The sequence below is a fragment of the Flavobacterium arsenatis genome, assembly GCF_031456785.1.
Lineage (GTDB): Bacteria > Bacteroidota > Bacteroidia > Flavobacteriales > Flavobacteriaceae > Flavobacterium > Flavobacterium arsenatis.
In genome coordinates this window covers 78,737-94,150 of sequence record NZ_JAVDVI010000010.1, presented here as the reverse complement: position 1 = coordinate 94,150, position 15,414 = coordinate 78,737, and the positions used below count along the sequence as shown (strand labels likewise).

17 protein-coding genes are annotated in these 15,414 nt (G+C 35.1%); 10 read left to right on the top strand and 7 right to left on the bottom strand.

The features are described 5' to 3' along the window. Nucleotides 1-14 precede the first annotated feature (14 nt). From J2X31_RS12015 to J2X31_RS12000, 4 genes are all read right to left on the bottom strand, one after another. Nucleotides 15-596, bottom strand: a complete 582-nt coding sequence (locus tag J2X31_RS12015; protein WP_310027010.1) for a hypothetical protein — start codon at nt 594-596, stop codon at nt 15-17. Continuing rightward, nucleotides 593-1,339 (bottom strand): hypothetical protein, encoded by a 747-nt coding sequence (locus J2X31_RS12010; protein ID WP_310027008.1) that lies wholly within the window; start codon nt 1,337-1,339, stop codon nt 593-595. The genes J2X31_RS12015 and J2X31_RS12010 overlap by 4 nt, the downstream gene beginning before the upstream one ends. A 219-nt stretch (nt 1,340-1,558) precedes the next feature. Then, nucleotides 1,559-2,608 carry an RluA family pseudouridine synthase gene (locus J2X31_RS12005; protein ID WP_374725222.1) on the bottom strand — a complete coding sequence of 350 codons (1,050 nt, stop codon included), beginning with the start codon at nt 2,606-2,608 and terminating at the stop codon, nt 1,559-1,561. Further along, nucleotides 2,595-3,215 (bottom strand): PASTA domain-containing protein, encoded by a 621-nt coding sequence (locus tag J2X31_RS12000; protein WP_310027006.1) that lies wholly within the window; start codon nt 3,213-3,215, stop codon nt 2,595-2,597. Before J2X31_RS12000 ends, J2X31_RS12005 begins: the two co-directional genes overlap by 14 nt. Before the next feature lie 199 nt (nt 3,216-3,414). Here J2X31_RS12000 and J2X31_RS11995 point away from each other — a divergent pair, with 199 nt between their 5' ends. From J2X31_RS11995 to J2X31_RS11985, 3 genes are read left to right on the top strand one after another with little or no spacing between them, the layout of a single operon-like run. Beyond that, nucleotides 3,415-4,389 carry a D-alanine--D-alanine ligase gene (locus tag J2X31_RS11995; protein WP_310027005.1) on the top strand — a complete coding sequence of 325 codons (975 nt, stop codon included), beginning with the start codon at nt 3,415-3,417 and terminating at the stop codon, nt 4,387-4,389. Between the two features lie 2 nt (nt 4,390-4,391). Further along, on the top strand, nt 4,392-4,850 hold the full coding sequence (gene coaD / locus J2X31_RS11990) for a pantetheine-phosphate adenylyltransferase (RefSeq protein ID WP_310027004.1): 459 nt from the start codon (nt 4,392-4,394) through the stop codon (nt 4,848-4,850). Between the two features lie 60 nt (nt 4,851-4,910). Then, nucleotides 4,911-5,477: a PhnA domain-containing protein gene (locus J2X31_RS11985; RefSeq protein WP_310027003.1), complete on the top strand. Its 567-nt coding sequence runs from the start codon at nt 4,911-4,913 to the stop codon at nt 5,475-5,477. Between the two features lie 61 nt (nt 5,478-5,538). On the opposite strand, the gene J2X31_RS11980 is transcribed toward J2X31_RS11985, so the two are convergent. Then, nucleotides 5,539-6,882: a DEAD/DEAH box helicase gene (locus J2X31_RS11980; protein WP_310027001.1), complete on the bottom strand. Its 1,344-nt coding sequence runs from the start codon at nt 6,880-6,882 to the stop codon at nt 5,539-5,541. A gap of 105 nt (nt 6,883-6,987) precedes the next feature. After that, entirely contained in the window at nt 6,988-7,584 is a 597-nt protein-coding gene (locus J2X31_RS11975; RefSeq protein ID WP_310027000.1) for an NUDIX hydrolase, read from the bottom strand. Between the two features lie 7 nt (nt 7,585-7,591). Here J2X31_RS11975 and pyrE point away from each other — a divergent pair, with 7 nt between their 5' ends. The 5 genes from pyrE (at nt 7,592) to J2X31_RS11950 (ending at nt 12,188) form a co-directional block, all read left to right on the top strand. After that, complete coding sequence (gene pyrE / locus J2X31_RS11970; protein WP_310026998.1) at nt 7,592-8,239, top strand: orotate phosphoribosyltransferase; 648 nt, start codon at nt 7,592-7,594, stop codon at nt 8,237-8,239. A gap of 78 nt (nt 8,240-8,317) precedes the next feature. Then, entirely contained in the window at nt 8,318-8,710 is a 393-nt protein-coding gene (locus J2X31_RS11965; RefSeq protein ID WP_310026997.1) for an SRPBCC family protein, read from the top strand. A 154-nt stretch (nt 8,711-8,864) separates the two neighbouring features. Further along, nucleotides 8,865-9,302, top strand: a complete 438-nt coding sequence (locus tag J2X31_RS11960; protein ID WP_310026995.1) for a response regulator — start codon at nt 8,865-8,867, stop codon at nt 9,300-9,302. 9 nt (nt 9,303-9,311) lie between these two features. After that, nucleotides 9,312-9,926, top strand: a complete 615-nt coding sequence (locus tag J2X31_RS11955) for a biliverdin-producing heme oxygenase (RefSeq protein ID WP_310026994.1) — start codon at nt 9,312-9,314, stop codon at nt 9,924-9,926. Between the two features lie 3 nt (nt 9,927-9,929). Next, nucleotides 9,930-12,188, top strand: a complete 2,259-nt coding sequence (locus J2X31_RS11950; RefSeq protein WP_310026992.1) for an ATP-binding protein — start codon at nt 9,930-9,932, stop codon at nt 12,186-12,188. Between the two features lie 36 nt (nt 12,189-12,224). Here the strand turns inward: J2X31_RS11950 and J2X31_RS11945 are convergent, their stop codons facing one another. Beyond that, a complete protein-coding gene (locus J2X31_RS11945; protein ID WP_310026990.1) occupies nt 12,225-12,956 on the bottom strand; it encodes a biotin--[acetyl-CoA-carboxylase] ligase in 732 nt (243 codons plus the stop codon). 93 nt (nt 12,957-13,049) lie between these two features. Here J2X31_RS11945 and rsfS point away from each other — a divergent pair, with 93 nt between their 5' ends. Then, nucleotides 13,050-13,421 carry a ribosome silencing factor gene (gene rsfS / locus J2X31_RS11940; RefSeq protein ID WP_310026988.1) on the top strand — a complete coding sequence of 124 codons (372 nt, stop codon included), beginning with the start codon at nt 13,050-13,052 and terminating at the stop codon, nt 13,419-13,421. A gap of 3 nt (nt 13,422-13,424) precedes the next feature. Next, complete coding sequence (gene ftsH, locus J2X31_RS11935) at nt 13,425-15,359, top strand: ATP-dependent zinc metalloprotease FtsH (protein WP_310026987.1); 1,935 nt, start codon at nt 13,425-13,427, stop codon at nt 15,357-15,359. The last annotated feature ends 55 nt before the right edge of the window (nt 15,360-15,414 follow it).

Below are 15,414 nucleotides of genomic sequence, written 5' to 3'. Positions count from 1 at the left end.
GATGAGATTAATTGTTATTGACAGTTAATATATGCTGGACTGGAAAGAAAATCTTGTATTTTATCTTCGTCTTCTCCCGTGCTATTCAAATTCTGAATGAGAGTATCACAATCAGAAAAATACTTACGTATTAAAGGACCTACTTTCTCACGCTCTTCCTTGTCTCCTTTGAAAGACTTAAATTCCATATCTTCAATAACGTTATATTTAGCATCAACTATTAGCACACGATACCACATTGTTGAACGTGTAAATCCAGTTGAACTTGTACTACTTTGGGAAACTGCAACAGTAAATAATTTATGAGTTTTAGTTTCTGCATGTAAAAACAAACCTCTATCTCTTTTGCTTTTACCAATTTTTAATACTTTAAAGTATAAACCATCCCATTTGGCATAATCAAGATCACTGAATTTAATATATTTTTCCCAAGTTTTACCTACTTGCTTATAGGAGAGCCTTTGATCGATTAAATAAAAATCGACCGCATCATCTCGCATAATGGTCTTCTTACCTTTTTTATCAACAAAATAGGCGTTTTGTCCTTGAACATTAAAAGAAAAGAAAAGTATGCTTAAAAAAATTATATATCTCATAATTCATTTTGATTTATTAAAGCTGAACCTATTAATTCAATCGGATAACCGTTAAAAAATTTAAAATCACAGAATAATATCTTATACTCTTCATTAGACAATTTGGTAAGGTAAACCTCTCCTGTTCTAGCCTCACCATAATATCCATTATAGTTTACAGCAACACTTACTTGTTCTAAACCTGGCGATGTTGGAGATTGGGAATTTATAGGATAAACACCTGATTCCGGAGGATTTTGATCTGAAAACCTTAATGTAAGATCTCCCTGAGAGCTATTAATGACCATTGTGTAATAATCTGATGGTGCATGATTATAAAAACCATAAAAACTCATTGGAGTTACAGAAGCGGTAAAGGTTAGCTTATTATTTTGCGGAGTACATGGAATTACTGTTGCATTTACTACTAAATCAAGTGAGGTTTCTGTTGTACAAATTCCTCTTGTAGTTCTAAGATTATAAATCCCAGAGTCTCCATTGGAAGCATTGATAATAATTGGATTCGCAAGATTTGATTCAAATCCATTTGGTCCAGTCCATTGGTACTCAAATCCCGGACTTTGCGTAGTTCCGATAGTAATATTTTCATTTTCCAAAACCTCAACCGTAATGGGCTGTCCAGTATATAATACTCCATTGACATACAATTGTGGACTTGTTAAAAAACATTCAGGCTCTGGTTTTTCGCAACTGAAAATAAAAACCGCAGTGAAAACAATAAGAAAAGAGTAAAATTTTCTCATAAATAAAATCTTTTAATTATTTTTTTTTGATTAACGTACAAAAAGACTCAATAATTTGTGCTTTTTTAAAGTGTGTAAAAATATATTAAATATTCACACTATAAATAAAATCGTATTAAAAATAATTAAAAAAGCATAAAATATTTGTTAAATTAATTTATTTCCGCTTTAGCTTTAAACAAAAACGCCTTGATTTTAATAACCAAGGCGTTTCCTTTTCTAATTTTCTTCCTCTTCCGCCGTATGCGACTTTGAGTAATTCCGCCACTTTTCAATGCAATCCTGCATGTCCTGAGGCAATTCCGTATCAAAACGCATCATTTCCCCTGTTGTCGGATGCATAAATCCTAAAGTTTTTGCGTGAAGTGCTTGTCTTGGCAAGGCTTTGAAACAATTATCAATAAACTGCTTGTATTTCGTGAAAGTAGTTCCCTTTAAAATCAAATGACCGCCATAACGTTCATCGTTGAATAAAGTATGTCCGATATGTTTCATGTGAACACGGATTTGATGTGTTCTCCCTGTTTCCAATTTGCAAGAAATCAAGGTTACATATCCAAAACGTTCCAACACTTTATAATGCGTTACAGCAGGCTTTCCTATCTCGGGATTGGCAAAAACAGCCATTTGCATTCTGTCTTTAACGTGTCTTGCAATATTTCCTTCAATTGTTCCTTCGTCCTCCTTTACATTTCCCCAAACCAAAGCAATATATTCCCTTTCGGTAGTTTTCGCTTCAAATTGTTTCGCCAGATGCGTCATCGAAGCTTCCGTTTTTGCAATGACCAAAAGCCCCGAAGTATCCTTATCAATTCGATGCACCAACCCCGGACGTTCACTGCTGTTCATCGGTAAATTCTCAAAATGATGTGCCAAAGCATTCACCAAAGTTCCTGTGTAATTTCCGTGTCCTGGATGCACAACCATTCCCGGCTCCTTGTTAATCAGCAACAAGGCATCGTCTTCATAAACAATATCAAGCGGAATATCTTCGGGATCAACACGGTTTTCAAATGGCGGATGCGACAATAAAATCCTTACAACGTCCAAAGGTTTCACCTTATAATTGGACTTCACAGGAACATCGTTCACATAGATATTGCCATTTGTTGCGGCATTTTGGATTTTATTTCTAGTCGCATTCGGCAACATGTGCATCAAATATTTGTCTATTCTCAACAACAATTGCCCCTTGGGAACATCAAACCTAAAATGTTCAAATAAATCGTCTTCTAATTCTATATCAACGGTGTTCTCAGAATTCATCATCTATCGGTGTTTCACTGTCAATATTAGTATCAACGTTATCAGTTTCTTCTTCATAACCTACTTTTCCATCGCCCAAAACCAAATCAATCGTAGAAGCTTTAGCTACTTTATCGCCAGCTTTCAGCTTTTTTCCATTTGAATAAACTTCCAAAACCATATCCTTTCCTAAATAAGGTTTGTACGTTTTTTTACCCACTTCAAGTCCCAAAGAAACCAAAGTTGGCTCAACCTGACGCAAAGTTTTCTCTATCAAATTCGGAATTATAACCTCCTGGTATTTATCAGAATTAATCTTAATATATATTTTTCTTCCTGATTTCACTTTCGCTCCGGCAATTGGATCCTGCTTCACAACCGAAAATTTAGGATATCCTGCCTGAAAATCAGTCGTATCCAACAAAACATACTCTAAATCAACTTCATCCAGTTTTTCCTCTGCAGCTTCAACCGACAATTTGCTCAAATCCGGAACCGTAATTTCCTCTCCGTGATTGGTCGTAAAATCCAACCATTTCAACAGTACAAAAACCAACACAACCACAATAACAAGTGCAATTGCTACTTGCGTAAAAAAATCCTTGCTTGTAAGAAACTTGCGTAAACTCATAAAAAATCTATTTCCGCAAAGATATAAAAATACTAAAGGCAATTCGTTTGAAAAAAAATGATAATTTTGTTTGATCCTATTTTTTAGGAGCTATCTCCTGCTGTACGCTAAATCTTTTCCTTTTTAAAGAAAAAAGGAAAAGGATACCGCTTCCATCAGGGCTAGGGCATCAGTCATCAATTTAAAATTCTTTCATCAAATGAAAAACATAGCCATCATCATGGGCGGATATTCGAGCGAATATAAAATTTCACTCATCAGCGGAAACGTAGTCTATCAATTTCTCGACAAAAATCAATTCAAAGGTTTCCGAATTCATATTTTCAAGGAAAAATGGGTCTATGTAGATGAGAATGATGCTGAATTTCCAATTGACAAGAACGATTTTTCAATAACAGTTGACGGAACGAAAATCACTTTCGATTGCGTTTTCAATGCCATCCACGGAACTCCCGGCGAAGACGGATTAATGCAAGCCTATTTTGAACTGCTCAACATTCCGCAAACTTCATGTGATTATTACCAAGCTGCACTGACATTCAACAAACGTGATTTACTTTCTGTTTTAAAACCTTATGGCATCAAAACCGCGATTTCATATTATCTAAACAAAGGCGAACACATCAATACCGAAGAAATTATTTCAAAAGTAGGACTGCCTTGTTTTGTAAAACCAAACAAATCAGGTTCAAGTTTCGGAATCTCAAAAGTAAAAACAGCCGAAGAACTTCCAATTGCAATCGAAGTCGCCTACAAGGAAGACAACGAAATCATCATCGAAAGTTTCCTTGACGGAACCGAAGTTTCGGTTGGTGTTATCAATTATAAAGGAAAAGTTACGGTTTTACCTATTACCGAAATCGTATCCGAAAACGACTTTTTTGACTACGAAGCAAAATACCAAGGTAAATCACAGGAAATCACACCGGCAAGAATTTCAGATGTAATGACAACAAAAGTGAGTGCCGTTGCAAAACGTGCTTACAAAGTTTTAAAAATGAAAGGTTTCTCCAGAAGTGAATTCATCATTGTAGATGGCGAACCACACATGCTGGAAATGAATACCATTCCAGGACTAACAACCGAAAGCCTAATTCCGCAACAAGCAAAAGCAGCTGGAATTTCATTGACCGATTTATTTACAAATGCAATTGATTTGGCTTTAGAGAAATAATTATGGAAAAAATAGCAATATTCCCAGGTTCATTCGACCCGATAACATTAGGACATTACGACATTATCAAACGAAGCATTCCACTTTTTGATAAAATTGTGGTAGCCATTGGTGTAAATGCCGAAAAGAAATACATGTTTTCACTCGAAGAAAGAAAACGCTTCATCGAAGAATCGTTTGCAGATGAACCATCAATTTCAGTAGTAACTTACGAAGGTTTGACGATTGATTTATGCAAAAAAATGAAAGCTAAATTCATCCTTCGTGGTTTGAGAAATCCAGCCGATTTCGAATTCGAAAAGGCAATCGCACATACCAACAGACGACTTTCAAAGATTGAAACCGTTTTCCTTTTAACCGCTGCCAATACTTCCTACATCAGTTCGAGCATTGTTCGTGATGTTTTGCGAAATGGTGGCGAATACCAAATGTTGGTTCCCGATGCTGTTAGGATAAAGTAATAAAATTTGCAAAGAACCTCTTTTAAGAGTACTTTCGCCAAAAATTAACACACGATAAAAATGAGTTTAGAACGAGAATTAATCAAAAGAAGTGGCGGAAAATGTGAACTTTCTGGTGCTACAGAAAACCTAAAAGTATATCAAATTCTTCCAACTAGAAAAGGTGGCATCGACGAAAGTATTTTAATAAATGAAACACTTTTAAGTCAAATTGAAAATCCTGAAACAATGGATGCCAATCTTTGGAGATGCTTGAACGACAGCATGTGGAGCGAATACCTTCCTGTTCAAGTGGTTTCGTGGAGAATGTTGAGCCGTTTGAAAAACCAAGAATTATTGGAGCAAATGTACCTTGACGAAGATGATTTGGCTTGGGCTCAAGCAACTGGGGAAGGCGAAGACGATGAAAATAAATTGGTTCACCGAGACAGTAACGGTGTGATTTTACAAACCGGAGATTCTGTAGTTTTAATCAAAGACTTGAAAGTAAAAGGATCGAGCATGATTGCAAAACAAGGAACTGCTGTGAGAAACATCCGATTAGACCACGAAAACGAAACCTATATCGAAGGAAAAGTAGATGGACAACAAATTGTGATTATTACGGCTTATGTAAAGAAAATATAGTATCCAGTTTTCAGTCGCAGTCTCAGTTTGAATCTGCAAACTGAGACTGAAAACTGCGACTTTACTCCTCTTTCTTCACGACTTTCCTCGCTACTTCAATCTTAAATTTCTTACCTTTCATCTTTTCATCCTTGATGTTGTGCAACAAATCTTTCACTTTATTGAATTTTACGGCTGCGAAAGAAATAAAATCCTTCACTTCAATCAATCCCAAATCGCCTTTTTCTAGTTTTCCTTTTTGAGAAAAGAAACCGACAATGTCAATCTTATTGAGTTTATTCTTCTTTCCTCCCGAAATATAAATGGTTTGGAATTCAGGTGGTTTTGGCAATGCTTTCGAATTTTCGACATTCAAAACCGTCATTCCATAATCAATATAATCTAATTTTTTCTCACTTTCGTGTATGAGAATATAAGCCGTTCCTGAAGCCAACATTCTGGCAGTTCTACCATTTCTATGGGTAAATTCGTCTTCTTTTGAAGGCAAATGATAATGGATAACGTGTTTCATTTCTGGAATATCCAAACCTCGTGCAGCCAAATCGGTCGTAATTAAATAACTCACGCTTCCATTTCTGAATTGAATCAAGGCACGTTCGCGTTCGTCTTGGTCCATTCCGCCGTGATAATATGTTGCATAAATTCCTCTTTCATTCAAAGTGTCACTGATTCTTTCAGCGGCATCACGATGGTTACAGAAAATCAAAGCCGATTCTGATTTCAACGAACAAATCAAACTGAACAATGTATTGATTTTATCCTTTTCTTTCGAAACCACCATTTTCATCGAAAGATTGGTCATTTCTTCCTCTCTCGGAATAAAATCCAAAATGGTCGGATTAACAACCCTTGTATATTTAGGAATTTCAATATCGGAAGTAGCCGAAACCAAAATCCTCTTATTCAATTTTGATAATTTCCCAATGATAAACGACATTTCCTCGTGAAAACCGAGTTGCAAAGACTTATCGAATTCATCCAAAATCAAAGTTTCGATTTTATCTGTCCTAAAAGTTCCTCTGTCAATATGATCTGCAATTCTTCCCGGCGTTCCAATTAAAACTGCTGGCGGATTGCTTAAATTCTTGATTTCAGTGTCGATAGAATGTCCACCATAGCAAACATTGGCCTTAAAATCAGTTCCCATTTTTTTCCAAACCTGCTCGATTTGTAATCCTAATTCCCTTGATGGAACGATTATTAAGCATTGAACAGAAAGTATTTCGGGTTGGAGCATTTCGAAAATCGGCAACAGGAACGCCAAGGTTTTCCCGGAACCCGTTGGCGAAAGCAATAAAACATTACTTTCTTCTAAAATGGCTTCTTGTGCAGCAACCTGCATTTCGTTTAGGCTTTCGAATCCTAAATTCAAAAGTATGTTGTTGGAATGGTGATTTTGATTCATTTGGCAAAGGTAAATGAATTAAACACAGATTTTACAGATTTTCATAGATGCAATTTCTTTTAAAAATTTACAACAATAAAAATATTTGTGTTGAGACCGAGCACATCAAGGAGCCTTTTCTTCAAATAATAACTTTATGTTTTCGTAGGAGTTTTTCAGGGCTTCCTTGATTTCATCTGGACCAAGCCAAGCTACTTTTTCAATTCCTTCTTCGAGTTGACCTTGAGGAGTACCTTCAAAACTGGTTCTCATTTCAAACCAATGGGTTATTTTTAATTTGTATCTGCCATTTCGCTTAAAAATATGATAGGTTTTCTGCAATTTATCGGTTATTACCAATTTATTCACTCCTGTTTCCTCTTCTACCTCTCGTAAAGCAGTATATTCAATCTCCTCTCCTTTTTCGATTCCACCTTTCGGCAAATCCCACTTTCCGTTGCGAAAAATGAACAAAACCTCATTTTTCTTGTTGTAAACCAATCCGCCACCTGCTTTTTGAACAGGCAATTTGGTTTTCAAGGTTTTCAGAATTTCCTTTTCATCGGGATGGTACAAATAGGCTTTTTGAATTTTATTTTGAAATATTTTTACAATAATCTGCTTGATATCAGCACTCTCCAACAGAAACAATTGAAAATCGGTCTCCTTGAAGATTTGATTAGTTAAAAAAAGTGGTTTGTCGTTCACAAAAACTTTATACATTTGTACTATGATTTTTAATAAAGATACAGCCAGCAAAACTGCCGAATTGCTTTTACAAATAAATGCAATTAAATTGAATCCAGGAAATCCTTTTACATGGGCTTCTGGATGGAAATCTCCTATTTATTGTGATAATAGGATAACACTCTCATTTCCACCAATCAGGAATTACCTGAAAGATGAATTTGCGAAAAACATTGAAAAACAATTTGGAAAGCCAGATGTAATTGCCGGTGTTGCCACAGGTGCAATCGGGATTGGATTGCTTGTTGCAGAAGCTTTGGCACTTCCTTTTGTGTATGTTCGTCCAGAACCAAAAAAGCATGGAAGACTGAACCAGATTGAAGGTTTCCTTCAAAAAGGACAAAATGTTGTGGTGATTGAAGACCTTATTAGTACTGGAAACAGTAGCTTGATGGCAGTTGAAGCCTTGAAAGAAGCTGGAGCGAATGTAAAAGGAATGGCTGCAATTTTCAGTTACGGTTTTCAAGTTGCCGAGGATAATTTTAAAAATGCAAAAGTTGATTTATATACTTTAAGCAATTATGAAAATCTCTTACCATTGGCAGTCAACAAAAAATACATCACAGAAGAAGAAGAAAAAACACTGCAAGAATGGAGAACCAGTCCATCAACTTGGGGTGTTGAAGTGTAGATTGTAGATTTTAGATTCACTTTATATTTTTAAAAAAGCAACTAATAACTTATAACTCACAACTTATAACTAATAAAAATGAATTTAGAAAGTCCGAAAGTTAGCGTTCCTAAATCAGCTCAATATCTATTTGATGCTTTGTGCGACGTTAAAAATTTTGAAAAATTAATGCCCGATAGCATTGCAAAATTTGAAGTGCTTGATGAAAATGCTTTTATTTTTGGATTGAAAGGAATGCCTGAAATCAAATTGAAAATGAAAGATAAGGTAGCACCATCAAAAGTAGTTTTAGGTGCCGCTTCTGACAAGCTTCCCTTTACATTGACTGCCAATATTGATGCTATTTCTGAAAACAATTCAGATGTGCAACTTTTCTTTGAAGGCGAATTTAACGCAATGATGGCAATGATGATAAAAGGTCCTATCAGTAAATTCATTGAGAATTTGGCACAAAACATGCACAAGTTGTAGTTTACAACATATAAAAATTCAAACCTTTTAGATGATTCTGAAAGGTTTTTTTTGTTTAAAATGAAACGAAATGACATCAGCCTTGGGAAGTTTTTAACACGTTTTTTATTTTCTAATCTTTACATTTGTATAAAAAGCTACAAGAAGATTGATTATGAAAAATGAGATTACCATATTCTACACAGACGATGATATAGAGGATTTAGAATTCTTTACCGAAGTCACAAACGCTTTAGGCGATCACCTAAATATTGTTACCCAAAACAATGGAAAAAAATTATTATACGATTTAGAAAATCCTCCACCAAATCCGCATATTGTATTTCTTGACCTAAATATGCCGGGCTTCAGCGGTTTTGATGTTCTGCAACAATTGAGAAATTCTGAGAGCTTTAAAAATCTGCCTATCGTTATCTTTTCAACTTCCAGCGATGAGAAAAACATTGCCAAAAGTCGCGAGCTTGGAGCCAGTTTTTATATTACAAAACCTACGGATTTTTCCCTGTTCAAAAAAACAATCCAATATACCTTGAATATAAATTGGGATACCTTCAAGCCGAACAAAGAAAATTTTGTATACATAAATAATTAATTTCCCTGAATGAGTCTTGAAAATTCAAACATCGAAGAACCAACCACTGTTACGTTTTTAGATAAACTTAGAAACAAAACTTCAGCATCGCATAAAAATCTTGAATCGTTGCCTATTTCAAAATCGATAGTGAATCCAAAAATCACAATCGAAGAATATGCCTTGTATTTAAGTTTGATGCACGATGTCGTGAAGAATTTAGAAGAAGATATTTATCCGATTCTTTCGGATGCAATTCCAGATTTAAATGAAAGGAAAAAAACTCATTTTATCCTGAATGATTTGAAATTTACAAAAAGTGAGAAAAAACAAAATCATTCGCCTTTTGATGCTACCGGAATTTCAGTTCCATTTGCAATGGGAATAATGTATGTCGTTGAAGGATCTACACTTGGTGGAAGATTTATCATCAAAAACATTCAAGAAAGCTTTGGTTTTGATGAAGAAAATGGCGCGTCCTATTTTGGTGGATATGGGAACAAAACGGGAAGTTTTTGGAAGAAATTTTTAAATTCTATGACTGATTTTGAACAACAAACCAATTCGGAAAAGGAAATTATTTCAGGTGCAGATTATGCCTTCAGAGCCATCCATAAACATTTATCTGAAAATTCCGTAGCCTAGTATATGAAGATTAAAGACATTGTAAATCGTGATATTGTAAACCTTACAAATTGTGAGTTCGAACCAATTCACATTCCGGGAAGCATCCAGCCACACGGTTTTTTATTAGGCATCAACATCCATTCTTGGAAGATTGATTTTTGCAGTGGAAATATTCAAGACTATATACCATCAACACATCAGGCAATTTTAGGAAACGAATTCAAGGCGATATTTGGAGAAAAAAAAGAAGCTCTGATTAAAGATTATATCAAAAAAAACGCATTGCTTTCCTCTTCCCCACTGAAGCTTAAACTTTTAGGCTATCCTTTTTTATGTACAGTTCACAAAAGCAATGAAATCTATATTTTAGAAGCTGAATCTGCAAAAGAAAATTCAAAAAAAGTAGCAGATGTTTACGACCAGACTTCACAGTTTTTGTCTTATATGAACTCCACACACACTCTTAAGGAATTATGTGAAATGGTAGTCAAAGGCATACGTGAAATTACGGGTTACGACCGCGTGATGGTCTATCGTTTTGATAAAGATTACAACGGTGAGGTTTTTGCCGAAAGTGTCCGTGAAGATTTGGAACCCTTTTTAGAACTTCATTATCCTCACACCGATATTCCCGTTCAAGCCAGAGAGCTGTATATGAAAAATCTTTTGAGGTTAATTGTTGATATAAACTATACTCCTGTTCCGCTTTATACGGTTGATAATGGCGAGGATAGAAATCTCGATTTGAGTCTTTCCATCTTGAGAAGCACTTCCCCAATCCATGTTCAATACCTTCAAAATATGGGAGTTGGGGCAACATTAACCATCTCTTTGATTCATAAAGATAAATTATGGGGGCTGATTGCATGTCATCACTACAGTGAAAAAAATCTGACGCCAGAAATTCGTTTGGCAGCTCAATTGCAAGGACATTTCATCACTTCACAAATTGATATTCGCCAATCCAATGAAGAATATGAAATAGCACGAAAATCGAATATTGCTCTTGAAAAATTAAATGCACTGCATCTTTCAGCAAATGAAGATGCCTTTAAAACAGTAGTGCAAAACGAGAATTTGCTTGCAACTTGCAATGCTTCGGGAGTTGCCATCGTTTTCAACAATACCATCTATAAAAATGGATTGACACCTGATGACAGGAACATCAATAAATTGATAAAATGGCTTTCTGTTTTTACAAATAATGGTACTTTTTCGACAGAGAAATTGCTTGATTTTTTACCCGATGTTAATGATTATTGCGAAGAAGCTTCGGGTATTCTTTATCATTCCTTGAGCACAGAAAATGATGATTGCATTATTTGGTTCCGACCTGAATCCTTAACCGAAATAAATTGGGCAGGCGATCCCAACAAGGCCATCGTAAAAGATGCAAATGGTTTATATCCAAGGAATTCTTTTAAACTTTACAAGGAAATCGTAAAATGTCAAAGCAAACTTTGGTTGCAACCGGAACTGAATGCTGGTGCAAATTATGCTCATACGCTTCAAAAGCAATTCAATCTTTTAATCATCAGTCAGGAGGAAGAAAAATACCGGAAATTGAGCGAACTTTTAAAGGAAACCAACTCTGAATTAGAGAACATCAACTGGATCAGTACACACGATTTGCAGGAACCGTTGCGAAAAATCCAAATGCTTTCCTCAAGATTGTTGGGTAAGGAAGACGAGCAATTTTCTGAAACCGTAATCAATTCTGTACAAAGAATGAACAATTCCGCAAAAAGGATGCAGACCTTATTGATTGATATTTTAAAATATACAAAAATCCAACACATCAATGATTCATTTGAAACAGTAGATCCGCATGATGTTTTAGTAGAAGTTCTTTCTGATTTGAATGAAATGATAAATGAAAAACAAGCCATTATTCAAATCGAAACATTGCCTCAAATAACCGGAATTCCATTCTTGATGAAGCAATTGTTTACCAATCTGATTCAAAATTCATTGAAATATTCCTTTCCAGATAAAACTCCAATCGTAAAGATTAAATCATTAGGGATATGTGAATTAAATTCAAATTCGTTTGAAGTTCTTGAATTTTCTGACAACGGAATTGGTTTCGAACAGCAATTTGCAGAGAATATTTTTAATATTTTTAGCCGACTTCACAGTCAGGAAGCATACAAAGGTTCTGGTGTAGGCCTGGCTTTGTGTAAAAAAATAATGCAGGTCCACAAAGGTTCAATCACAGCTGAAGGTATTGAAAATCAAGGTGCAAAATTCAAATTGTATTTTCCTTTGAATCACGAATAAATAAATTAGGCTGAGGAAATTCTCGGCCTTTTTCATTTAATACAACATCTGGATTTCCTTTATGCCATAGGTTTTTACGGTATCATCTTCTAATAATAATTCTAATTGTCCAATTTTAGAAACGCCTTGGATAATTCCCATAAATCTCTTTTCTGAAGCGTTTTCAAAAGGCATAGGAGCTCCTTTTTTAAATAATAAATCGGTATATTTTATCCATAATTCTTGCGATTTATTGGCTTCCAGTTTTGAAATATTCAGCTTGATTTCTTCAACAATCTTCTCAAGCAATTCATCTTTGTCAAAAGTCGCATTTGCCATCAGCGAAAGCGAAGAAGCTTTGGGCAATCCATCAAAATTTACCTGATTTACATTCAAACCTATACCGATGATGGAATCAATTTTTGTGGCACCTTTTATCACATTTTCAATAAGTATGCCACCAACCTTTTTGTTGTCTGACATTATGTCGTTAGGCCATTTTATACTTAATTTCGGAATATTATACGTTTGTAAAACCGTAACAATTGCAACTGCAACCGAGATATTCAAATTATAAATCTGATTGATATCAAAAAGAAAATCCTTAACTAAAATACTCATAGTTAGATTTTTACCATTCTCAGAAACCCAAACAGACCCCATTTGCCCCTTGCCTTTGGTTTGTGCTTCGGCAGTAATCACGGTAAAGTTTTCAGGGTTATTGTTTGTCAATAATTCCTTAAGAAAATCATTTGTAGAATCTATGGCATCGAGTTTGATTAATTTCATTGAAAATATTTTGTGTATAGGGATTTAATCTTATGTTAAGGTTCAAAATTAATCACAAAAAATGATAACTTTGCAAAAATAGAAAAATTTTAGATGGCGAAAAAAACTATAAATAATGATGTTTTACTTTCAAACATTATCAAAGGAATAGAAGAAGTTAAAGGAAATGATATTGATATCCTAGATTTAAGAGAAATTGACAATTCGGCTTGTGATTATTTTATCATTTGCAACGGAAATTCTAACACCCAAGTTAGTGCAATTGTCAATTCGGTTCAGAAAACAGTTTCAAAAGAATTAAAAGACAAGCCTTGGCACGTTGAAGGTATGGAAAATGCCGAATGGGTTTTGATGGATTATGTGAACATTGTGGTGCACGTTTTTCAAAAACACATTCGCGAATACTACAACATTGAAAGCCTTTGGGGTGATGCCAAAATCACAACCATTCAAAATAAATATTAAAAAATGGCTAAAGAAAATAATCCAAATTCAAATAAATTCAAGATAGGTCCTTGGTTGATTCCGGGTGCACTTATTGCATTTTTTTTAATTTTTACAATATTCAGTGGCGATTCAGCTTTTGAAAAACCAACTGAAATTTCCTCTTCTACCTTCAACACTTTTTTAGACAAAGGTGAAATTGATAAAGTAATCATATACAACAAAACGGAAGCAGAAGTTTTCCTTACGGAAGCGGCCTTGAAGGAAAAGATCCATTCAAAAGCTTCAAAAAACCTTTTGGACCAACCAAACAAAGGACCACACTACTCTTTTGAAATTGGCGACATTGAGTCTTTCCAGAAAAAGCTAGAAACAGCTTCTAAAGAGAATAAATTAAAAGATTTCAAATTCAGCCAAAGAAGTAGTCTTGGCGATATAATCCTGCCTCTTCTACCGTTTATCATCATCATTGTCATCTGGATTTTTGTAATGAGAAGAATGTCCGGAGCTGGTGGCGGAGCTGGTGGTGGGGGTCAAATCTTCAATATCGGAAAATCGAAAGCGAAACTTTTTGACGAGAAAAACGATATCAAAATCACTTTTAAAGACGTTGCTGGACTTGAAGGTGCAAAAGAAGAAATTCAGGAAATAGTTGAGTTCTTGAAAAACCCAGAAAAATATACCAACCTTGGAGGTAAGATTCCTAAAGGAGCTTTATTAGTTGGACCTCCGGGAACCGGAAAGACCTTGTTGGCGAAAGCCGTTGCAGGTGAAGCAAAAGTGCCTTTTTTCTCTTTGTCAGGTTCTGATTTCGTAGAAATGTTTGTAGGTGTCGGTGCTTCTCGTGTTAGAGATTTATTCAAACAAGCAAAAGAAAAATCGCCAGCCATCATTTTTATTGATGAAATTGATGCCGTTGGTAGAGCTCGTGGAAAAAACAATATGTCAGGTGGTAACGACGAACGTGAAAATACGTTAAACCAATTGTTGACTGAAATGGATGGTTTCGGAACCAATTCAAATGTAATTGTTCTTGCTGCAACTAATAGAGCTGATGTTTTAGATAAAGCTTTGATGAGAGCTGGTCGTTTTGACAGACAAATTTTTGTTGACCTTCCAGACATCCGTGAGAGAAAGGAAATTTTTGAAGTGCATTTGGCTCCATTGAAAAAAGTAGAAGCTTTAGATACCGACTTTTTGGCAAAACAAACTCCAGGTTTCTCTGGTGCTGATATTGCTAATGTGTGTAACGAAGCTGCTTTGATTGCTGCCAGAAAAGATAAAAAAGCAGTAGATAAACAAGATTTCCTTGATGCCGTTGACAGGATTGTTGGTGGTTTAGAAAAGAAAAACAAAATTGTCACTCCAGAGGAGAAAAGAGCAATTGCTATTCACGAAGCGGGTCACGCAACTGTGAGTTGGATGTTAGAACACGCCGCTCCGCTGGTTAAAGTAACAATCGTTCCTAGAGGTCAAAGTTTGGGTGCAGCTTGGTATTTGCCAGAAGAAAGATTAATTGTTCGTCCGGACCAAATGTTGGATGAAATGTGTGCCACTATGGGCGGAAGAGCTGCTGAGAAAGTTACTTTCAATAGAATTTCGACTGGAGCTTTGAGCGATTTGGAAAAAGTAACCAAACAAGCCCGAGCGATGGTTACAATTTACGGTTTGAATGATAAGATTGGAAATGTAACGTATTATGATTCTACTGGTCAAAGCGAATATAATTTCTCTAAACCTTATTCAGAAGATACAGCAAAAGTAATTGACAAGGAAATCTCAGATTTAATTGAAAGTCAATACCAGAGAGCCATCCAGATTCTAGAAGACAATAAAGACAAGCTGAATCAATTGGCTGCAATCTTGATAGAAAAAGAAGTGATTTTCAAGGATGATCTTGAAAATATCTTCGGAAAAAGAAATTTTGACGCAAATCTTCAGGAAGAAACAACTCTTTAATAAGTATTTGCACCTTTTTTTAGAAAAATCTTAATTCAATAAATATTTTGAATTA

Bases quoted from the DNA above. Each gene is read 5' to 3' on its own strand.
- J2X31_RS12015 (WP_310027010.1), bottom strand. From the start codon at position 596: ATGAGATATATAATTTTTTTAAGCATACTTTTCTTTTCTTTTAATGTT.
- J2X31_RS12010 (WP_310027008.1), bottom strand. From the start codon at position 1,339: ATGAGAAAATTTTACTCTTTTCTTATTGTTTTCACTGCGGTTTTTATT.
- J2X31_RS12005 (WP_374725222.1), bottom strand. From the start codon at position 2,608: ATGATGAATTCTGAGAACACCGTTGATATAGAATTAGAAGACGATTTA.
- J2X31_RS12000 (WP_310027006.1), bottom strand. From the start codon at position 3,215: ATGAGTTTACGCAAGTTTCTTACAAGCAAGGATTTTTTTACGCAAGTA.
- J2X31_RS11995 (WP_310027005.1), top strand. From the start codon at position 3,415: ATGAAAAACATAGCCATCATCATGGGCGGATATTCGAGCGAATATAAA.
- coaD (WP_310027004.1), top strand. From the start codon at position 4,392: ATGGAAAAAATAGCAATATTCCCAGGTTCATTCGACCCGATAACATTA.
- J2X31_RS11985 (WP_310027003.1), top strand. From the start codon at position 4,911: ATGAGTTTAGAACGAGAATTAATCAAAAGAAGTGGCGGAAAATGTGAA.
- J2X31_RS11980 (WP_310027001.1), bottom strand. From the start codon at position 6,882: ATGAATCAAAATCACCATTCCAACAACATACTTTTGAATTTAGGATTC.
- J2X31_RS11975 (WP_310027000.1), bottom strand. From the start codon at position 7,584: ATGTATAAAGTTTTTGTGAACGACAAACCACTTTTTTTAACTAATCAA.
- pyrE (WP_310026998.1), top strand. From the start codon at position 7,592: ATGATTTTTAATAAAGATACAGCCAGCAAAACTGCCGAATTGCTTTTA.
- J2X31_RS11965 (WP_310026997.1), top strand. From the start codon at position 8,318: ATGAATTTAGAAAGTCCGAAAGTTAGCGTTCCTAAATCAGCTCAATAT.
- J2X31_RS11960 (WP_310026995.1), top strand. From the start codon at position 8,865: ATGAAAAATGAGATTACCATATTCTACACAGACGATGATATAGAGGAT.
- J2X31_RS11955 (WP_310026994.1), top strand. From the start codon at position 9,312: ATGAGTCTTGAAAATTCAAACATCGAAGAACCAACCACTGTTACGTTT.
- J2X31_RS11950 (WP_310026992.1), top strand. From the start codon at position 9,930: ATGAAGATTAAAGACATTGTAAATCGTGATATTGTAAACCTTACAAAT.
- J2X31_RS11945 (WP_310026990.1), bottom strand. From the start codon at position 12,956: ATGAAATTAATCAAACTCGATGCCATAGATTCTACAAATGATTTTCTT.
- rsfS (WP_310026988.1), top strand. From the start codon at position 13,050: ATGGCGAAAAAAACTATAAATAATGATGTTTTACTTTCAAACATTATC.
- ftsH (WP_310026987.1), top strand. From the start codon at position 13,425: ATGGCTAAAGAAAATAATCCAAATTCAAATAAATTCAAGATAGGTCCT.